The 18,025-nt window shown below is 63.6% G+C and carries 17 protein-coding genes and 1 other RNA gene; 6 read left to right on the top strand and 12 right to left on the bottom strand.

All coding sequences use genetic code 11. The features are described 5' to 3' along the window. Positions 1–13 precede the first annotated feature (13 nt). Positions 14–1,189 carry an aminoacetone oxidase family FAD-binding enzyme gene (locus FHR95_RS03115; RefSeq protein ID WP_183313301.1) on the top strand — a complete coding sequence of 392 codons (1,176 nt, stop codon included), beginning with the start codon at positions 14–16 and terminating at the stop codon, positions 1,187–1,189. Positions 1,190–1,246: 57 nt separating this feature from the next. Here the strand turns inward: FHR95_RS03115 and FHR95_RS03110 are convergent, their stop codons facing one another. The 5 genes from FHR95_RS03110 to FHR95_RS03090 all read right to left on the bottom strand — a co-directional run bounded on the left by FHR95_RS03110 (position 1,247) and on the right by FHR95_RS03090 (position 3,898). Then, on the bottom strand, positions 1,247–1,702 hold the full coding sequence (locus tag FHR95_RS03110; protein WP_183313300.1) for a CopD family protein: 456 nt from the start codon (positions 1,700–1,702) through the stop codon (positions 1,247–1,249). 72 nt (positions 1,703–1,774) lie between these two features. After that, positions 1,775–2,053, bottom strand: a complete 279-nt coding sequence (locus tag FHR95_RS03105) for a YqjK family protein (protein ID WP_183313299.1) — start codon at positions 2,051–2,053, stop codon at positions 1,775–1,777. Further along, the gene (locus FHR95_RS03100) at positions 2,040–2,435 is read right to left on the bottom strand and encodes a phage holin family protein (protein WP_040186046.1); all 396 of its coding nucleotides are present in this window, start codon (positions 2,433–2,435) and stop codon (positions 2,040–2,042) included. The genes FHR95_RS03105 and FHR95_RS03100 overlap by 14 nt, the downstream gene beginning before the upstream one ends. Further along, positions 2,435–2,767 (bottom strand): ElaB/YgaM/YqjD family protein, encoded by a 333-nt coding sequence (locus tag FHR95_RS03095; protein ID WP_040186047.1) that lies wholly within the window; start codon positions 2,765–2,767, stop codon positions 2,435–2,437. The genes FHR95_RS03100 and FHR95_RS03095 overlap by 1 nt, the downstream gene beginning before the upstream one ends. A 57-nt stretch (positions 2,768–2,824) precedes the next feature. Next, complete coding sequence (locus tag FHR95_RS03090) at positions 2,825–3,898, bottom strand: phospholipase A (protein ID WP_425485255.1); 1,074 nt, start codon at positions 3,896–3,898, stop codon at positions 2,825–2,827. Positions 3,899–4,140: 242 nt separating this feature from the next. Between FHR95_RS03090 and mscK the strand changes: the two genes are divergently transcribed. Then, positions 4,141–7,506 (top strand): mechanosensitive channel MscK, encoded by a 3,366-nt coding sequence (gene mscK, locus FHR95_RS03085; RefSeq protein WP_183313399.1) that lies wholly within the window; start codon positions 4,141–4,143, stop codon positions 7,504–7,506. A gap of 42 nt (positions 7,507–7,548) precedes the next feature. Here the strand turns inward: mscK and FHR95_RS03080 are convergent, their stop codons facing one another. The 3 genes from FHR95_RS03080 to FHR95_RS03070 all read right to left on the bottom strand — a co-directional run bounded on the left by FHR95_RS03080 (position 7,549) and on the right by FHR95_RS03070 (position 11,637). Further along, the gene (locus FHR95_RS03080) at positions 7,549–8,313 is read right to left on the bottom strand and encodes a TlyA family RNA methyltransferase (protein ID WP_183313298.1); all 765 of its coding nucleotides are present in this window, start codon (positions 8,311–8,313) and stop codon (positions 7,549–7,551) included. A 17-nt stretch (positions 8,314–8,330) separates the two neighbouring features. Next, on the bottom strand, positions 8,331–10,349 hold the full coding sequence (locus FHR95_RS03075; protein ID WP_183313398.1) for a hypothetical protein: 2,019 nt from the start codon (positions 10,347–10,349) through the stop codon (positions 8,331–8,333). 64 nt (positions 10,350–10,413) lie between these two features. After that, positions 10,414–11,637, bottom strand: coding sequence for an ATP-grasp domain-containing protein (locus tag FHR95_RS03070; RefSeq protein ID WP_040186050.1), 1,224 nt, complete (start codon positions 11,635–11,637; stop codon positions 10,414–10,416). Between the two features lie 209 nt (positions 11,638–11,846). Here FHR95_RS03070 and ffs point away from each other — a divergent pair. The 4 genes from ffs (at position 11,847) to FHR95_RS03055 (ending at position 14,820) form a co-directional block, all read left to right on the top strand. Beyond that, positions 11,847–11,943: signal recognition particle sRNA small type (gene ffs / locus FHR95_RS03065), an RNA gene on the top strand. A 72-nt stretch (positions 11,944–12,015) separates the two neighbouring features. Beyond that, entirely contained in the window at positions 12,016–12,291 is a 276-nt protein-coding gene (locus FHR95_RS17395) for a DUF6538 domain-containing protein (RefSeq protein WP_425485254.1), read from the top strand. A 338-nt stretch (positions 12,292–12,629) separates the two neighbouring features. Further along, positions 12,630–13,814, top strand: a complete 1,185-nt coding sequence (locus FHR95_RS03060) for an acetyl-CoA C-acyltransferase family protein (RefSeq protein ID WP_040186051.1) — start codon at positions 12,630–12,632, stop codon at positions 13,812–13,814. A 289-nt stretch (positions 13,815–14,103) separates the two neighbouring features. Beyond that, positions 14,104–14,820, top strand: coding sequence for a tellurite resistance TerB family protein (locus FHR95_RS03055; protein WP_040186055.1), 717 nt, complete (start codon positions 14,104–14,106; stop codon positions 14,818–14,820). Positions 14,821–14,972: 152 nt separating this feature from the next. Here the strand turns inward: FHR95_RS03055 and FHR95_RS03050 are convergent, their stop codons facing one another. From FHR95_RS03050 to FHR95_RS03035, 4 genes are all read right to left on the bottom strand, one after another. Further along, positions 14,973–15,752, bottom strand: coding sequence for an amino acid ABC transporter ATP-binding protein (locus FHR95_RS03050; RefSeq protein ID WP_425485252.1), 780 nt, complete (start codon positions 15,750–15,752; stop codon positions 14,973–14,975). A gap of 12 nt (positions 15,753–15,764) precedes the next feature. Then, complete coding sequence (locus tag FHR95_RS03045; protein WP_040186057.1) at positions 15,765–16,418, bottom strand: amino acid ABC transporter permease; 654 nt, start codon at positions 16,416–16,418, stop codon at positions 15,765–15,767. A 45-nt stretch (positions 16,419–16,463) separates the two neighbouring features. Further along, entirely contained in the window at positions 16,464–17,120 is a 657-nt protein-coding gene (locus FHR95_RS03040) for an amino acid ABC transporter permease (RefSeq protein WP_183313297.1), read from the bottom strand. A 77-nt stretch (positions 17,121–17,197) separates the two neighbouring features. Next, positions 17,198–18,001 (bottom strand): transporter substrate-binding domain-containing protein, encoded by an 804-nt coding sequence (locus tag FHR95_RS03035; RefSeq protein ID WP_040186060.1) that lies wholly within the window; start codon positions 17,999–18,001, stop codon positions 17,198–17,200. Between the last annotated feature and the right edge of the window lie 24 nt (positions 18,002–18,025).

The raw sequence follows: 18,025 nt of genomic DNA, 5'->3' as shown, positions 1-18,025 counted from the left end.
GGGGAGCAAGATCGTGACTTACGATGTGGTGGTGATCGGTGCCGGCGCCGCCGGCCTGATGTGTGCCCTGACGGCCGGCTATGCGGGCCGGCGGGTGCTGGTGGTCGACCATGCCAACAAGGCGGGCAAGAAGATCCTGATGTCCGGCGGCGGGCGCTGCAACTTTACCCATCTGGCGTCGGGGCCGGCGAACTTCTATTCCGAGAATCCTGCCTTCTGCATCTCTGCGCTCAAGCGCTATCGCCCCGAGCACTTCGTCGAACTGGTGGAGCGCCACGGGGTTGAGTACGTGGAAAAGACGCCGGGCCAGCTGTTTTGCGCCGACTCCTCGAAGGAGATCCTGCGGGTATTGCTCACCGAGTGTGACTGGGCAGGGGTGGAGGTGCGCCTGAAGACCGTCGTCGAGGGCGTCGAGCGGCGCGGGGAGGGCATGCGGCTGGCGACATCGCTGGGGGGCATCGACTGCGGGGCTCTGGTGGTGGCCACCGGAGGACTGTCGATTCCCACCATGGGGGCCAGCGGGTTTGGCTACGATATCGCTCGGCAGTTCGGGCTGGCGATCACCGAGACGCGGGCCGCGCTGGTGCCCTTCACCCTGACCTCCCAGTGGAAGGCGCGGGCCGAGGCACTGGCCGGGGTCAGCTGCGAGGTAGCGGTAACCTGTCGCGAGAGAACCTACCGAGAGCCCCTGCTCTTCACCCATCGCGGGCTCTCGGGGCCGGCCATGCTGCAGATCTCCAGTGTCTGGCAGCCCGGCGACACCCTCTCTATCGACCTGTTGCCGGGCCTCGATGCCTTCGAGGCGCTGTGTCGTGCCCGACGCGCGACGCCCAAGCGTCGGTTTTCCACCTGGCTGGGGGAGCGGCTGCCGAAGCGCCTGGCTCAGGCGCTGGTCGAGTGGCAAGGCGACGACAGGGTGCTTGCCGAATACGCTAATGCCCACTTTGAGGCCTGGACCGAAAGCCTCAAGGCCTGGCAGGTCAAGCCCGCCGGCACGGAAGGCTGGCGGACTGCCGAGGTGACCATGGGGGGCGTGGATACCTCAGCGATTTCATCGAAGGACTTTTCGGTCCAGGGGCTGCAGCAACTGCGCTTTATCGGTGAGGTGCTGGACGTCACGGGGGAGCTTGGCGGCCACAATTTCCAGTGGGCCTGGGCGTCCGGTGTGGCCTGCGGCAATGCGCTCTAGCCTTGGCTTTTTAACCCTGGCTTTTGCGCCGTGTTACGGGGCGAGCGGGGAGTGCGGTCAGAGATAGCGACCCGCGGAAGCCACCGCCACGGTGGCCAGCCCGAGAATCAGATTGATTCCGATCAGTCGGCGGATCTGCCCCAGCTGCTTTCCCCCCGCGGACCAGTTCTCGGCGGCGATGGCCTTGCCCAGTCGCGGGTAGGGCGCGAACCAGATGTGCAGGAAGAGCGCCATCATCGCCAGCCCCGACACCAGCATCAGGTGGACGTGGAGGCCGGCGCCGCCCATGCCGCCAAACACGCCGAAAAGCATCCACAGTCCTGTCACCAGCAGCACGATCACGGCGGCCCAGACCCAGGGAAAGAAGCGCTGGAAGGCGTGATACCAGAGGGTCAGGCGCTGGGGAGGCTCGAGCAGGTCAACGGCCACCGGCCGCAGGATCATCCAGGCGAAGAACATGCCACCGACCCAGATCGTGGCGGCCAGTATATGCAGCGTGATGGCAAGGGACATGGCAGGATTCCTCCGGGCAGTGACAGCCGCCAGGTGATGTAGCGGGGTGGCCCACGGGTCAGGCTACCCCGATCAACGCAACAAGACTCGAGCCCGCTTGACGAGCAGTGCGCCGGTCGCCAGGCGGCCTGCCAGGCGCGACACGCCGCCGGGGCGTCGTGCGCCCCGGTAGAGCAGCACGCCGCCCACGGCCATCAGCGGGACCTTGTAGCGCATCAGGAACTTCCACCCCCGGTCGATGGAGCGGCTCTCCGACCGCCAGCGGCTGGCGGCGACCAGCAGGTCGATGCGCTGCTGCTCGATAGCGTGTTCGAGCTCGGCTTTGCGGGCCCGGCGCTCAGTGCGATTCACGAGACGCCTCCACCAGATCGCGGTCGCTCGCCAGGTGGCGCAGGGTGCCGGCCAGCAGGGTGCGGCGGCGGGCCAGGTGCATCACTCTCAGGGCGAGCAGGATGCCGCTGCTCAACAGCACCAGAGCGCTCAAGCCAATAGCCGTCAGGCGGTGTGTCTCCCAGAAGGCGACGATCACCAGGGTTGTCAGCACGCCGATGCCCAGCATCAGCAGGATCAGGCTCAGCCCGGCGAGCATCAACAGGCCGACCAGTCGCGCACGCTCTTCTTCGAGTTCGAGCACGGCGAGGCGCAGGCGCGTCTCGCCGATGGCAAGCAGGCTGCCGAGCAGCCGCTTGCCGGCCGCGAACAGCCGTTGAGCCGGTCCTTGGCTCGCCGACATCAGCGACGCCCGATGAGCATGCCGACGACCACCCCGACCGCGGCGCCGATGCCGATGCTGGTCCAGGGGTTGTCATGGACATAGCGGTCGCAGGCATCGGCTTGCTGGGTGACGTTGTCGCGGGCTTCGCCATAGATGCGTTCTCCGCGGGCCTCCAGGCGCTCGCGGGTATCCTTCAGGCGCTTCTCGGCGCGGTCTCGCAGCTCCTTGATGTTGCTGCGGGAGTCATCGGCGGTCGCGTTGACCAGTTCCTCGACGGTCTGGCTGAGATTGTGCAGGTCTTCCTTGAGCTGCTGGGTAGATTCGCTGGTGCGGGGGGCATGACTGGCCATCGGGGTCTTCCTGTGACGGTGAATGACACGCTCAGCATAGCAGTCAGCGAGGTGACTTCAATGCACTTGGCCTTGAATTGGGTCAGGGTTGGCACTCCAGACTGCGCCCGGAAACAGTGGGTTGAGGCTGAATCCCAGGCTCAGGCGATGGCTGCGCTCGTCGTAGTCGATCAGGCTCTCGCCGTATCCGTAGTAGTACTGCAGGTGGCCACGAATGCTACCAAAAAGGGGCACGGAGTAGTCCACCTGGGTCCCCATGTTGCCGTCGCTGGGATAGCCACGCAGCATCAGGCTGAGCTCGTTGTCGCCGTTGAAGCGATGGGCCAGGGTAATGTCGCCGTAACCCAGATACTTGTGGATGTCAGGGTTGTCATCGTCCTCCTTCGACTCGGGGATGCGCCAGTGGGGCGCCAGGATCAGCGCCCAGTCATCGTTGACCAGGGTCGACTCGAGGATCAGTCGGTTCCAGCTGCGTGACAGCGGGTCGGAGCGGCCGTTGGAGTGGTGGTTTAAGGCCAGGCGATTGTTGGTGTTGGTCCAGCCCAGCAGTGACATGTGGTTCTCGAAGTCGAGGAAGACTTCCGGTTCGTAGTTGGTCTCGCGAAAGGGCGATGAGGCATCCGTGTTGAAGGCCTGCCACCAGCTGCGCTGGGTATAGGCGAAATGCAGATCGCCGCCATAGTCGCCGAACAGGTCCTCCACCAGGTTGAACTTGGCGCTGAACTGGAACTTCATTTCTGCCCGGTCGAGTGCGTCACGCTCGCTGACGTTCTGGAAGGCTTCGTTGTTCGGGCTGGCGTTGTAGCTCAGTGGGAACCAGTAGTTACGCCGATGGGTGGTAATAGCGAAGGGGTTCTGTGCCGATTCGCGCTCAAGCTGGCGTCGCTCATCCACCGCGTCGGTCAGTTGCTGTGCGGGGATTGTCTCGCTGAGAGCGGCATCCTGAGGGCGCTCGCCGTCGGCATCGGCCAATTGTCGCTGCAAGGCACTCATCTCCTCCTTCAGGTCGGCGATGCGGGACTCGATGGCCTTCCGCTCGGCCTGGCTCATCGGCTCGGCGGCCGAAGCGTCAGCGTTCAGAACGGCCAGCATCAGGGCGGCAGACAGCAGTGAAAATCGAGCAGACATCATGATCGGGTACCTGTTAAAGGTCGAAATATCGTCTCAAACGCCTCGGTTCGGCAAACCGACGCTGCCTCGAGCAACATGTCAGCATTGCCACGCCGGCTCGGCGGGTCGAGAATCCTCCACGGGTTCATCATAACCGAGGCTGTCCCTTGAATGTCGCTGTACATCTTTGTCGCTTGAGCATTGCCTCGCGGCGCCTCCTCTTTCCGTTGTTGCTGAGCGTGCTGCTGAGCGCGCTGAGCTGGCTGGTGGTCGCGCCACCCACGTTGGCTCAGGAGAGTGCATCGGAGGCGTCGTTGTCTCCTAAGTTGCCGTCACGCGAGGAGATCGAGTCTCGACTGGACGAGCGCAAGCCGGCCGAGGGCGAGACGCCCAGCGAGGGTGCACAGCGAGACATCGACGCACTGAACGCTGCCCTCGACGCCGCTCAGCGTCTGACCGCGGTCAGGGAGCAGTTGTCACGCCTCGAGACGCGCGTTCAGGAGGCGCCTCAGGAGCTCAAGCGTCTGCAACGCGAGCTTCGCGACATGCAGCAGACCGACCAGGAGGAGAGCCTTGACGAGTTGGAGGCGCTCTCCCTCGAGGCGCTGGAAGAGCGCCGCAAGGAGGCCCAGGAGGCGCTATCGGGCTTTCAGGATCGCCTCGCCGAGGTCTCGGCTCGGCTGCTGAGTGCCCAGACCCTGCCGGAGCGAGCACAGCAGGCCATCGGTGAGGCAATGCAGCGGGCCGACGAGAATCGCCGCCAGCTGGAGGAGCTGGCGGCCGGTCAGGTTGCCGAGGATGACCCCCGGCGCTGGCAACTGCGCATCGAACGCGAGCTGGCGGAGCAGACCCTGCAGCTTCACCAGCGTGAACTGGCCACCAACACCCGCCTGAGGGAGCTGGACCAGGAGCACCGCGACCTGCTGGAGCGCCAGGTCGCCAGCCAGGAGGCCCGTCTGACCACGCTTCAGGGGATCATCGATCGACGCCGTCGCGAGGAGTCCGAACAGGCCATCGCCGAGGCGGTAAGCGACGAGGCAGGCGGGGTAATCGGTCATCCCGTCGTGCGCAGGGCCCGGGAGATCAACCGCACCATGAGTCTGGAGCTGCTGCGCGCCACCGACCGGGCCAATCGTCTGGTTCGGGAGGGGCTCGAGGTGCGTCGCCAGTTCGACCGGGTTCGTCAGCTGCAGCGCAGCCTCAACGAACAGATCGACGCCATCCGCGGCAGCATACTGCTGGCGAGAATCCTGCGTGAGCAGCGTCAGATGTTGCCGCGGGTGGAGGCGCGACGAGGCCTGCAGGACGAGATCGCCGACCTGCGTCTCAAGCAGTTCGAGCTGGGTCGACAGCGTGATCAGTTGCGCGAGGGCGAGCAGCTGGCGCGGCAGCGGATCGAGGAGGCCGACGCCCAGGCATCTCCTGCCCTGATCGATTCTCTGCTCGCGCTCTACCAGGCCCGTCGTGAGCTGGTTGACCAGCTGGAACAGGCCTATGGCGAGATGCTCAGTGCAGCCATTGACCTGCAGCTCAACCAGCAGCAGCTTCTGGCTACCAGCCAGGAGCTGCGCGCCACCATCGACGAGCAGCTGTTCTGGATTCCCAATACCCGTCCCGTCGGACTGGCCTGGCTCAACCATCTGCCCGAGAACCTCGCCATGGAGTGGCGCGAGGGGGAGTGGCGAACGATATTGCCGACGAACTGGCGGCCGCCGAATGCCCGGGCCCTGTTCGGCCTGCCGGTGCTGCTGGTGGCGCTGGGGCTGCTGGCCGGTCAACGGCGGATCCGCGAGCACCTGGCACGCCTGCATCAGGAGGTCGGCCTGCTCAAGCGGGATTCCCAGGGACACACGCCGCAGGCGGTGGCACTCAATGCCCTGCTGGCCCTGCCCGGCCCGCTGTGTGTGCTGGCCCTCGGTCTGGCACTGCTGATGGGCGCCGAAGGGATGACCCGCGGCATCGGCCATGCGCTGCTTCATCTGGCCCTGGCCTGGGCCGTGATTGCCTGGGCGCGCAACCTGCTGTTTCAGGGTGGGGTGGCGACCCGACACTTCTACTGGCCTCCCAGCTATGCGGCGGCTCTGCGCCGTTGGCTGATGTGGCTGGGCGTGGCCCTGGTGCCGGTGCTGTTGATCGGCCCGCTGGCCCGGGATGCGGCGATCGCCTTGAATCAACGCCCGCTGGGCCTGGTCCTGCTGCTGAGTGGCCTGCTGGCCATGAGCCTGGTGATGAGCAAGCTGATCCTGGCCCATGTGCCCTTCTTCGGGGTCAAGCTATTCCGGCTGATCATCGGCCTGGTCATTGCGCTGGTGCCCCTGGTGCTGGCCGGATTGATTATCTATGGCTACGAATACACGGCACTCAGCCTGCTGGGGCGCTTCGTGATCACGCTTTATCTGCTCGGGCTTTGGGTCCTGGTGGAAGCCACGGTGATTCGTGGGCTGGCGGTGGCGGCACGCCGTCTGGCCTATCGCCGCGCCTTGGCGCGGCGGCGTGCCCAGGCACAGGAGGGCGCCGAGGGTAGCCTCGAGGTGGTCGAGGAGCCACCGCTGGACATGGAGCAGGTCAACCAGCAGTCGCTGCGCCTCTCCAAGCTGATCCTGCTGATCGGCTTCATTCTGGTGCTCTACCTGGTGTGGTCCGACCTGCTCTCCGTCTTCAGCTATCTGGAACAGGTCACCCTCATCGAGCCGGGGGAGGGCCAGGCGGCCGAGGCGGTGGCGAGCATGGTCTCGGTGGCCGATATCATCACCGCCCTGCTGGTGGTGGTGCTGACCCTGATGATGGCACGCAACCTGCCGGGTCTGCTCGAGGTGAGCGTGCTGTCCCGCCTGGAGCTCAAGCAGGGCAGTGCCTATGCCATTAGCTCGCTGCTCGCCTACGCCATTGTCGGCGGGGGCGTGGTGACCGCGCTGGGGACCCTGGGGGTTTCCTGGAGCAAACTGCAGTGGCTGGTCGCGGCGCTGGGTGTAGGGCTGGGCTTTGGCCTGCAGGAAATCTTTGCCAATTTCGTCTCGGGGTTGATCATCCTTTTCGAGCGGCCGGTGCGCATCGGCGACACCATCACCCTGGGCAACCTCACCGGCACGGTAAGCAAGATCCGCATTCGCGCCACCACGGTGACTGATTTCGACCGCAAGGAGATCATCATTCCCAACAAGACCTTCATCACCGATCAGTTGATCAACTGGTCGCTCTCCGACACGGTCACGCGGGTCGTGCTGAGCTACGGTGTTGCCTACGGCTCGGATCATCGCCTGGTGCATCGCCTGCTGAGACAGGCCGCCGACGAGAATGCGCGGGTGCTGGCGGATCCCGAGCCCCAGGTCTTCTTCATGAGCTATGGCGAGAGCACGCTGGACTTCGAGCTGCGCATCTTCGTCAACAGCCTCGGCGATCGTCTCTTTGCCACCGACGAGATCAACTGCCGGGTGGGTGAGCTGTTCGCCGAGCACGGCATCGACATCGCCTTCAATCAGCTTGATGTCTGGTTGCACCGCGCCGGCGGCGAGACGGCAAGGGTCCAGCATATCGCTACCGGTTCGTCGGTGCCTGCCGAGCATCCGCCACCCGGCGCCGGTGGGGATCCGGGCGATCTCGATGGCGGTGACGGCGATGCCGGGCGTTGAGTAAGGGCTGGCACAGGACGCTCGCCAAGAGGCGTAACGCCGTCAGCGCTTGATAGCGTGGAGCAGGAACTCGCGGTTGCCGTCACCGCCCAGCAAAGGGCTCGGCTGCCAATGCAGGATCTCGACGCCGAGCCCGGTACAGCATTCGCGCAACCGGGTCTCTACCTCGGCATAGCGCTCGGGGTCGGCCACCAGACCGCGCGCGTTGACGCCGCCCGGCCCGAGCTCGAATTGTGGCTTGACCAGGCTCAGCAGCTCGCCCCCCGACGGCAGCAGGTCGGCGAGGTCGGGCAGTATCAGCGTCTGGGAGATGAAGGAGACATCCATTACGGCCAGGTCCGGGCCCGTCGCCCCCAGCGCATCGAAGGCGGCTCTCAGCCGCGGCTCGCCGGTCATGGTGCGCGCGTTGAGTCCCTCGAGGCAGGTGACGCGGGGATCGTTGCGCAGCGAGGGGTCGAGCTGATCATGGCCGACCTCCACGCCGATCACATGGCGGGCCCCAAAGCGCAGGGCGCAGTCGGTGAAGCCGCCGGTGGACTGGCCGACGTCGAGCACCAGGCGGCCCGCGAGCGTCAGACCGAGGGTCTCGATCAGCGCCTCCAGCTTGAGGCCTGCCCGGGACACATAGCGCTCCTCGGGATCCTCGTCCACCGTCAGGCGCGTCGCCTCGGGAAACTTCTCGCCGGGTTTCTTCAGCGGCATGCCGCCATCGGCCAGCCGGACCCGTCCGTGGCGGATCAACCGCTGGGCGCGGGTCCGTGAACGGGCCAGGCCCTGGGAGAGGAGTAGCTGGTCGAGGCGCTGCATGGCCGCAGGAGGGGGCCTTACGGCCCCTCGTCGGCCTGCAGCTCCCCAGGAGGAATCCGGTCGGCCCCCCAGCTGCGGTAGATATAGCCGGTTACCCGATCGAGCTCCTCCTGGGTGATCTTGGCCAGTTCGCCGCGTTCCAGCGGGTCGTAGTGGAAGATGTAGAGGCGCGAGGCGAACTGCTCGAAGGGCAGTGAGGACTCGCCGAAGCGCTCGCCATTGCCGGCGGTGCTGACCTCGATACCATCCCCCCAGTCCTGACCGCTGTCATTGTTGGGGTTGTAGAAGTAAACGCGCATGGTATCGCTGGGATCGAGCGTGACGCGCAGCAGCGTAATGGCGTGCCAGCCGATAAAACGAGCCGCGCTGTCGGTCACCGCGATGCCGGCTGGCTGGGGGTGAATCAGCGGCTGGTTGCCGTTGTAATAAGGGTGGTAGCTGGCATAGAAATGGCGCAGGAAGTCGTCCAGCTCGTGCAGCTTGCCGGTGGTTACATCGACGTTGATGCGAAAGCCGCGGCCCGACCACCAGCCGTGAAATTCCGGATTGACCCAGCGATGCGGGTCGCCTTCGCGATCGAGACAGCGTCGTCCCATCTCGGCATAGATGCGATCCAGGTGCGGCACCACCAGCAAGGAGACCGGATCGAGATCTATCGGTAACTCCTTGGCGACGCCGGAGAGGCTGGCCATGGAGGAGAGGGGATTGCCCTCGAAGTGCATGATGATCTCGTCGTCACGCGCGGCCCAGGTGACCATCTGCAACAGGTAGTCGGGGTCGTTGTAGGCCCACATGGACAGGGCGCGGGCGGACTGGCAGGTCGGGTTGTTGCCTTGTCCCACGCCCAGCGGCAGGCCGAGCATGCACAGCACCCCTTCCAGCAGCCGGGCGCGCGGCGAGGCACTGTCACCGAAGGCCAGGTTGAGTCGCGCCTCGGACCAGTCCGATAGCCTGAGCCCCAGCTGGCGCCACATGGCCGGGGCCACCGGGGGCTGATAGAGGATGCCGCGCTCGAGCATCAGCGCCAGCCCATAGATCGCCTGGGGCGTGGTCGGGTAGACCGCCCCGCGGATCAGCGCGTGCACCAGCTCGCGATAGCAGAGCAGGCAGTCGCGTCCGGTCGACGACAGTCCCATGGCCTCGGCGAGCAGGTGGTCGCTGTGATCGAGCAGGTGACGCAGCAGCACGGCGTGGTAGGGCGAGACCAGGCTGGTGTCATGCATGGCCCGGGCGAAGCCGGTCGCCTCGTACTGCAGGGCGCCGCTGTCCATGCTCGAGAGGCGCTCGCGGTAGGTTTCGATGCCGGGATCCTCGCGGCACGCGTGCGTGGGACCGTACAGCGAGCTGACCAGACGGTCCGCCCCCTGGCCTCTGGCCCCCAGGTCGATCTCCGGATTGGCCTGGCAGATAGCGATCTGGGTGATCATCTGCTTGATCGTATCCACCTGGATCGGCCGCTGCTGCAGGATCCGCCAGATTTCGGTGATCAATCGGTCGATCACGTGCTCGTAGCCGATGCGCTCGGCCAGGTGCTGGAACAGGTAGCGGGGAATCTGCGCCAGTCGCCCCTGGGTCTCGCGTTCCGCCTCGGTGGGGGCGCCGAACAGCAGCCAGAGATTGAGCGCCATCACCTGGGTCAGGTAATGGTGGGCCTGCTCCTCGGAGAGCAGGGGATGCAGGTAGTCCCCCTTGGCCACCGCGAGGATCCGCAATTCGCTGATCGCCTCGATCACCACGATGTCGGCGTTGGCGCTCTTGAGCGAATGGGTGGTCAGGGAGGGCACCAGGTACTGGGGGGTCTGCCAGTCGGAACCGCGAAAGACCCCGGCCTCCTCCAGTTTGCGGGCCCGCTGCTCGATGGCCTCGCAGCCGCCCTCCTGCAGCATGATCCGCCGGGCGGTATCGAGAACCCGGGGCAGCTTGCCCGGCTTGGCAAACTCGGGCGCCTCTGCCAGCAGTTTGATGGCGTCATCCAGTTTCTTGAGCAGGCCAGCGAGCTTGTCGCTGGCCTGTTGCGGTGTACTGGCGTCTTGCATATCTCGAGGCGTAGTCACGCCGACTCCTTGTCGTCAGGCTGTCATAAAATCCATGACGCCTGTATCAGACATAGAAATCAAGCTCTTCCATGTGCTTGAGCAGTTCCTTCATGCGCGCCGACTCGTCGCCCTTGAAGTAGATCAGGCCCCAGTGGGTGCCGAAGGCAGTCCGCTTGGTGACGGTCTCCTCCATGGGCGGCGTCAGCTCGTGGGACTCGAAGTAGGGGTCGTCTTCGACCTCCTCGGGAATCTCCAGCTTGCTGACCACGCGACGGCGCGGATAGACCCCGAAGCAGCCGGCGAAGCCATCGGCGTCCACCACCTCCTTGGGGAAGAAGGCCTCGACCTCGTCATGCGTGGACTTGGGATCGAAGACCAGCATCGAGGCCTGGTAGGCATTGAAACCGTAGACCCTCTCGAGCAGTTCGAAGACCTTGAAGCCCGGCGGGCGGTAGGCCACCTCGCCGAAGTACATCTCGCCGTCGTTGGTGACGAAGTATTCGGGGTGGATCAGGCCGAACTCGATGTCAAAGGTCTTGATCAGCTTCTCGATCTGGGCGGTGATCTGGGGGCGGTACTTCTCGAGCTCCGGCGAGGCCGGCACGAAGACCGAGTAGCCCAGCGTCACGTATTCGGAAATATTCAGGAAGACGATCTTGCCGTTGTGGATCCAGGCCTCCACGGCGAATTCCCAGCCATCCAGGTGCGATTCCATCAGCACCGGAAACTCCTCCTCGGGGATGGTATCGACCTCGTCCGGCGTGCGGATGACCCGATGGCCCAGGCAACCGGCCTTGTCGAACGCCTTGAGGTGGATCGGGTCGTTGGGGTCACCATCGAGCTTGAGCAGGGTCTGGTTGACCCGCTTGAGAAAACGCACGACGTCCTCCTTGTCGTGGGCCTCCTCGAAGATGCCGACGCGGATGCCGCCCAGCTGGGCGCGGCGCTTCATCAGTGCCTTGTCGCGCAGCAGCAAGGATTGACCGTAGAGGCGCGGATTGTCGAGCAGCACCGAGTTGATGGCACCCGCCCATTCCACGGTCTCCTCGAACATCGGAATGGCCACGTCGACGCCTTTTTCCTTGAGGGTCTCGGCAATCTCCATCGAGCGGTCATTGAGACGCTCGAAGTTCCACGGCACATAGGGGATATCGTGCTTTTGACAGTACTCTTCCGCCCAATCCGGGGCGACCACGACATAGCGTCGATCGAAGTTCTCGGCGGCTTCGATAGCGTTCAGGCTCCAGCCCAACAGGGCAATGTAGCCCTTGTTCGGATCCTTCTTCATGGTGCGCCTCCGTGATAGGCAGTGGCGGAAATGACTGGCATACCATACACGAGCGACGCCGCTTCCTCATCCCTGCGCCTGCGGCCAACCGGGTTACCCGCGTCGCCCCTTGTGGCCGAGGCCGGGCATTGATATAGTGCAGCTCGCTCGATGACGGCATATAGCGCTATCGGGCGAGCGATGCCTCGAGCATCCTGCCGTGGTGGCCCCGTCGGTCCTCCCGCAACGCTAAACCGCAAACCCCGCCAGGCCCGGAAGGGAGCAACGGTAGTGGTGGTCGCGTGTGCCGGGATGTGGCTGTCGGGGCCGCCTCCATTTCGGCCATATGATTGATTTTGAAGGGTTTGTTGCCGCCATTTTCGTGACAGATACGATCTGGTGATACACAATGACCCTGAACCTGCCCCCGTGATTCGAACTCCCTATGGCGTATACCACTTTCGCCTGACGATTCCTTCCCCTTTACGGCCCGTAGTCGATAGGCGTGAGATACGTCGATCCCTCCCGACCCGAAACAAGCGAGAAGCCATCCTGCCGCGCCAATGTCGGCACCTCCCTGCCTGGATCTTCGATATCGTGGTCGCGTGGTTATCCAGCCTGATGTCCATGAACCTGCTCCCGGATGAATGGCTGAAGAAGCTCCCTGGCGGCTAGCAGGGGGCAACTTTTGTAGGTGATTTGATCATCCGGGACTCTGTAGATAGGGGACGCCACGGCTGAAGTGGACCCCATCCTTGAATATTGAGCCCCCGCCCCCCCGGAAAGTCCAATAGCGGTAAATCATCTATCTAGGTACTTTTGCGAAAGAATACGATGGCATTTGCGCTGTACAAGATCAGAGCACTGCGTGGCAGGCGCGGGAACATACCGACACGACGACTCTAACGTTACCGTTTAGCCCAATAGATACCGGCGCCATAGTCACCAATCCGGGCACGATGGGCCGCGGTAAAAAACTTAGCGTTGACTGATGTAATCTAAAGGGGTGATACATGGCAAATCGCGACGTCTATGTACTAAGCGCGGCACGCTCAGCAATCGGGACTTTCGGCGGTTCTTTGAGCCAGATGGAACCGGCAGAACTTGCAGGAACCGTCATGAAAGAGGCCGTTGGCCGGTCAAACGTAGATCCTCAAAAAATCAACTACGTGACTGTCGGGAACTGTGTTCCGACTGACTCACGCTACGCATACGTAGCCCGCGTTGCCTCTATCCAGGCCGGTTTGCCGATGGATTCCGTGGCGATGGCGGTCAACCGTCTGTGCAGTTCCGGCCTTCAGGGCGTCGTTTCTACCGCCCAGGCCATCATGCTGGGCGATTGCGATTACGGTGTTGGCGGGGGCGTCGAAGTCATGTCACGGGGCACCTATTTTGCTCCGGCAATGCGTTCCGGTGCTCGAATGGGCGACACGGGGATGGTTGATTCCATGGTTGCCGTGCTCACCGACCCCTTCGGTGAGGGTCACATGGGCATCACGGCTGAGAACCTGGCTGAAAAGTGGGAACTGAGTCGCGAGGAACAAGACGCCTTTGCGGTCGAGTCTCAGCGACGTGCGGCCGTCGCCATTGAAGAAGGCCGTTTCAAGTCTCAGATCGTGCCTATCACCTTGAAGAGCCGTAAGGGTGAAACCGTTTTTGACACTGACGAACATTGTAAAGCCGATACCACCCTGGAAGGCCTCGCCAAGATGCGCCCGGCATTCAAAAAGGAGGGTACCGTCACAGCGGGTAACGCATCGGGTATCAACGATGGTGCGGCAATGCTGGTTCTGGGTAGTGCTGAAGCGGCCGAGAAGGATGGCTACAAGCCGCTGGCTCGCCTGGTCTCCTACGCGGTTGCCGGAGTGCCTAACCACATCATGGGCGAAGGCCCGATTCCGGCTACCAAGCGAGCGCTGGAGCGTGCTGGCCTGACACTTGATCAAATGGACGTCATCGAATCCAACGAAGCTTTTGCCGCCCAGGCTCTGGCTGTATCCAAGGGGCTCGGGCTGGACATGTCCAAGACCAACCCCAACGGTGGCGCCATTGCACTGGGGCACCCAGTGGGCTGTTCCGGTGCCTTCATCGCGACCAAGGCATTGTACGAGTTGGAGCGCATTCAGGGTCGCTACGCACTGGTCACCATGTGTATCGGCGGTGGTCAGGGTATCGCGACCATTTTCGAACGTGTCTAACCCGGACATTTCACCGGCGTCGCGAAGTTGGCCTGCTGAGTGAGCAGGCCAGCTTTTCACGCGGGATTTAGCGACGTGACCTTCCCCCCAAGAGCTGATCCCCCCGCCTATCTCTCGCTACTCCTGCGCCATTCAAGCCCGTCACGGGCCATACCGTATCGGTATCACGGGTTACGCCTGGTACCTCCTGCTGCTTCCTGGCGCGTAACGAGGGGTGCTAATCTCGTTACCTGAACGCTTAGCGATGCCCACTGGCCCCCTTCCTGCCTCTCACCGGGAGCGAAACACCATGAATGCAAGCCGTATTCTCGACCAGATCATGAAGCAGGCCGGCGGTGGCCGCCAGGGTAGCGGCGCACCGGGCGGCGGCCTGGATGTCCAGGGGATGATCGATAGCCTCTCCTCGCAGCTCGGCGGCGGCCGAGAGGCGGGAAAGGGCAGCGGGGTCGACATGAAGAGCCTGCTCGGCGGTGGTGCCCTGGGGCTGCTGGTTGGCTCCAAGCGCGGCCGCAAGCTGGGCGGCAAGGCCATCAAGTACGGGGCCATTGCCGGCGTCGGCATGCTGGCCTGGAAGGCCTGGCAGAACTCCCGCGGCGATGCCCAGGCCGACACCGCTCGGGAGGGGCATGCCATGGAGCAGCTGGAAGGCGATGCGCGGGAGCAGCGCAGCCTGGAGCTGCTGCAGGCGGTGATCATGGCGGCGCGGGCCGATGGCCATATCGATGACCGCGAACGTGCCCTGATCACCGAGCAGATCGACGACCTGGGCGCGGATGCCGAACTGCACGACTGGGTCCAGCGCCAGCTCGAGGCCCCGCTGGATGCCCAGGCGCTGGCTCGGCAGGCGGACTCTCCCCAGGCGGCGCGCGAGATGTATCTGGTCAGCGTGGCGGTGATCGACGACCAGAACCCCATGGAACGGGCCTGGCTCGACCAGCTGGGTGGCGCACTGGGGCTGGATGACGGCATCAGGCAGGCGCTCGAACGCCAGGCGCTGGAAGCCTGAATCCCATCGACGTCACAGCGGGGGTGCACGTGATGCCAGGCGTCACACCCGAGACCGCCTAGGTATGCCGGTCCTGACGCAGCACGTTGCGTGTGAACGGCCCGGCGTACGCGGTTCGACGACGCTTCGTGGCCGTCGAACCGCGGTCTTGTTCAGCCCTGTGTGCCCAGGTGCTTGCGCAGGAAGTGTTGGGTGCGTTCCTGATCGGGATGACTGAAAAGGTGCTCAGGGGTATTGGCCTCGACCACCACGCCGCCATCCATGAACATCGCCCAGTCGGAAACGTCGCGCGCGAACGCCATCTCGTGGGTAACGATCAGCATGGTCATATGCTCCTCGGCCAGTCCCTTCATGACGCGGTTGACCTCTTCGACCAACTCGGGGTCGAGGGCCGAGGTGGCCTCATCGAAGAGCATGACCTTGGGTTGCATGGCCAGCGCCCGGGCGATGGCCACCCGCTGTTTCTGGCCACCCGAGAGGGCGCTCGGGTAGACCTGTGCCTTGTCCGCCAGTCCCACACGCTCGAGCAGCTCCATGCCCAGTTCCCGGGCGATACTGGTGCTTACTCCCTTGAGCTTTCGGGGGGCCAGCGTCACGTTTTCGAGTGTCGAGAGGTGGGGAAACAGATTGAAGTGCTGAAACACCATGCCCATGTTCTGGCGGATATGGTTGATGTGCTTCTCGAAGGCGAGTCCCTTCAGGTCGGGACGATTGACCTGCACGCCATCCAGCAGAATTTGCCCCTCGTCGATCACTTCCAGGTTGTTGACGGAGCGCAACAGGGTGCTCTTGCCCGAACCCGACGGCCCGATGATGGAGATGATCCTGCCGCGGTCGACTCTAAGATCGATACCCTTGAGCACTTCCAGGTCGCCGAAGCGTTTCTTGACGCCCTTGAGCTCGACCATCGGGGTCTCGGTTGTCTGTGTCATGTGACGTCCTCGTTAGCTGCGGTAGGCGGCACGACGTTCGATCCACGTCTGGCCGGCTTCCATCATCAGGTTGATCAGGTAGTAGATAACGGTGATGGTGATGTAGAACTCAAAAGGGCGGAAGGTCACGCTGATGGCGTACTGCGAGACGTAGACCATCTCGCCGATGCCGATGGCCGAGAGCACCGAGATATCCTTGACCATGATGATCATGTTGTTGCTCAGCTGGGGCAGTGCGCGATTGAACGCCTGGGGGAGAACCACATAGAACAGCGTGGCCAGATGCCCGAAACCCAGCGAGCGTGATGCCTCATACTGGCCACTCGACACGGACTTGATGGTGGCGATGAAGATGTCGGCGTTGTAGGCCATGTAGTGAAAGCCCAGGCCCAGCACACCTACCACGATCGCCGGTATGAGTATCCACTCGCCAATGCCGAAATACAGGAAATAGAGCTGCAGCAGCAGCGGTGTGGTCATGAACAGCCAGATGAAGAAGCGCAGTGGCCAGTTCACCATCTTGCGGGTATACAGCGTGATGACCGCCACGATCTGGCCGCCAACCACCGACATCACGGCGACGGCCACGCCGATCAGCAAGGTGACGCCGACGCCTTGCAGCAGTACGGGCAAGTAGTCAATAACGGGGCTGAAGTCGAATTCCATGGGGCTATCCTGGTTGTTGTGGCCCGGTAAGGCGCCCGGTAAGGGTTACAGGAAGGTGTAACGCGTGGCCCGGCGATAGAGGAACTCCACGATGCCCATGACCGCGTAGATGATGACGATGTACATCAGGGCGCTAAGCGTGAAGACTTCCAGGGGCTTGTAGGTGGAGCCGATCAGTCGCTGGGCCTGGTAGGTCAACTCGACCACCGAGATGATCGATACCAGCGAGGAGTTCTTGACCAGAATGATCGCCAGCACACCCACTGAGCGGATCATGAGACCGGCGGCCTGGGGCAGGATGATGTATTGCAGGGTAGTCAGACGGCCGAAGCCCAGTGAGCGCGAGGCCTCGTTCTGGCCACTGTCCACCGACTCGATGGCGCCACGAATGGCTTCGCTCATGTAGGCCCCGATGTTGAAGGCGCCCACCACCACCCCGCAGGTGAAGGGGTCCAGGCGCAGGCCGATGGCGGGCCCCCCGTAGAAGATCAGCAGCAGCTGCACGAAATAGGGCGTGCCGCGCACCACGCTGATATAGGCGCGGGACAGCCAGCGCACGGGCCGGATTCGCGAGGTGCGCAGCACCACCAGCGCCGAGGCGATAAAGAAACCGAAGAACAGGGCGCGCGCGGAGATGTCCACCGTCACCCAGGCCGCCTGTACCAGTAGCGGCGCGATCTCGATCATCAGATTGAAGTCCATGATCCCTTCTTTCCTGTTGTTGTGTTGTCAGGAAGGGTGGGCAGCAGCAGGGCTTTCGCCCTGCCGTGTCGATCCCATCAGTTGAATTCGACCCCTGGGCCGATCCACTTGTCGACGATCTGCTGGTAGGTGCCGTCCGCCCGAATCTCGGCCAGCGCCGTGTTGAGTGCCTCCTTCAGCTGCGGGGAGCCTTTCTGAAGGGCGATGGCGGCCGGGAAGCGCGGCAAGTCGCCCACATCTACCTGCTTGATGTCGATATCTTCCTCGTTCAGCGCGACATAGACGGGAATATCGTCGGCGACCATGACGTCGATGCGACCGGTAGTGAGGGCATTGAGCATGTCGGGCAGGCCCTGGAAGGTCTGGTTGCGCCACCTGCCCTCGGCCTTTTCGGTGGCCCACTGATTGCCGGTCTCGCCGAGTGTCGAGCCCACGCGCTTGCCTTCGAAGTCCGCGATGCTGCTGACATCGTCGGTCTCTTCGCGCACCCAGATGGAGAGTCCCGAGCGGTAGTAGGGGTCGGTAAAGTCAACGGCCTTTCGGCGTTCATCGGTGGCGCTCATGCTGCAGATGCAGGCGTCGAAACGGCCGCCTGCCAGGGCGGCGACGATGCCGTTCCAGGGCGATGTCTGGATATTGACCTCGACGCCCATCCTGTCCGCCAGCGCCTCGGCGATATCCACATCGAAACCGACCAGGTTGCCGGCGGTATCCACGTAGCTGAAGGGCGGATAGGCGCCGGAATTGGCGACCTGGAAGACATCCTCCTGGATCGCCGGGAGGTCTCGGGCCTGGGCCGGCAGGGTGGCGAGGGTGACAGCGCCGAGCAGTGCCAGGGTGCCGATGAGGGGACGAACAAAGGGTTTCTTGTGCATTGTCATGTCAGTGCCTGCTTGTTGTTGGTG

Origin of the sequence: Halomonas fontilapidosi, from assembly GCF_014192285.1 — a bacterium.
Classification (GTDB): Bacteria; Pseudomonadota; Gammaproteobacteria; order Pseudomonadales; family Halomonadaceae; genus Halomonas; species Halomonas fontilapidosi.
Note: the sequence above shows the minus strand (reverse complement) of the source record. Positions and strands in the feature narration are given on the sequence as shown.

Bases quoted from the DNA above. Each gene is read 5' to 3' on its own strand.
- FHR95_RS03070 (WP_040186050.1), bottom strand. From the start codon at position 11,637: ATGAAGAAGGATCCGAACAAGGGCTACATTGCCCTGTTGGGCTGGAGC.
- FHR95_RS03050 (WP_425485252.1), bottom strand. From the start codon at position 15,752: ATGACACAGACAACCGAGACCCCGATGGTCGAGCTCAAGGGCGTCAAG.
- FHR95_RS03100 (WP_040186046.1), bottom strand. From the start codon at position 2,435: ATGTCGGCGAGCCAAGGACCGGCTCAACGGCTGTTCGCGGCCGGCAAG.
- FHR95_RS03075 (WP_183313398.1), bottom strand. From the start codon at position 10,349: ATGCAAGACGCCAGTACACCGCAACAGGCCAGCGACAAGCTCGCTGGC.
- FHR95_RS03095 (WP_040186047.1), bottom strand. From the start codon at position 2,767: ATGGCCAGTCATGCCCCCCGCACCAGCGAATCTACCCAGCAGCTCAAG.
- FHR95_RS03035 (WP_040186060.1), bottom strand. From the start codon at position 18,001: ATGACAATGCACAAGAAACCCTTTGTTCGTCCCCTCATCGGCACCCTG.
- FHR95_RS03080 (WP_183313298.1), bottom strand. From the start codon at position 8,313: ATGCAGCGCCTCGACCAGCTACTCCTCTCCCAGGGCCTGGCCCGTTCA.
- FHR95_RS03060 (WP_040186051.1), top strand. From the start codon at position 12,630: ATGGCAAATCGCGACGTCTATGTACTAAGCGCGGCACGCTCAGCAATC.
- FHR95_RS03055 (WP_040186055.1), top strand. From the start codon at position 14,104: ATGAATGCAAGCCGTATTCTCGACCAGATCATGAAGCAGGCCGGCGGT.
- FHR95_RS03110 (WP_183313300.1), bottom strand. From the start codon at position 1,702: ATGTCCCTTGCCATCACGCTGCATATACTGGCCGCCACGATCTGGGTC.
- FHR95_RS03040 (WP_183313297.1), bottom strand. From the start codon at position 17,120: ATGGACTTCAATCTGATGATCGAGATCGCGCCGCTACTGGTACAGGCG.
- FHR95_RS03090 (WP_425485255.1), bottom strand. From the start codon at position 3,898: ATGATGTCTGCTCGATTTTCACTGCTGTCTGCCGCCCTGATGCTGGCC.
- FHR95_RS03045 (WP_040186057.1), bottom strand. From the start codon at position 16,418: ATGGAATTCGACTTCAGCCCCGTTATTGACTACTTGCCCGTACTGCTG.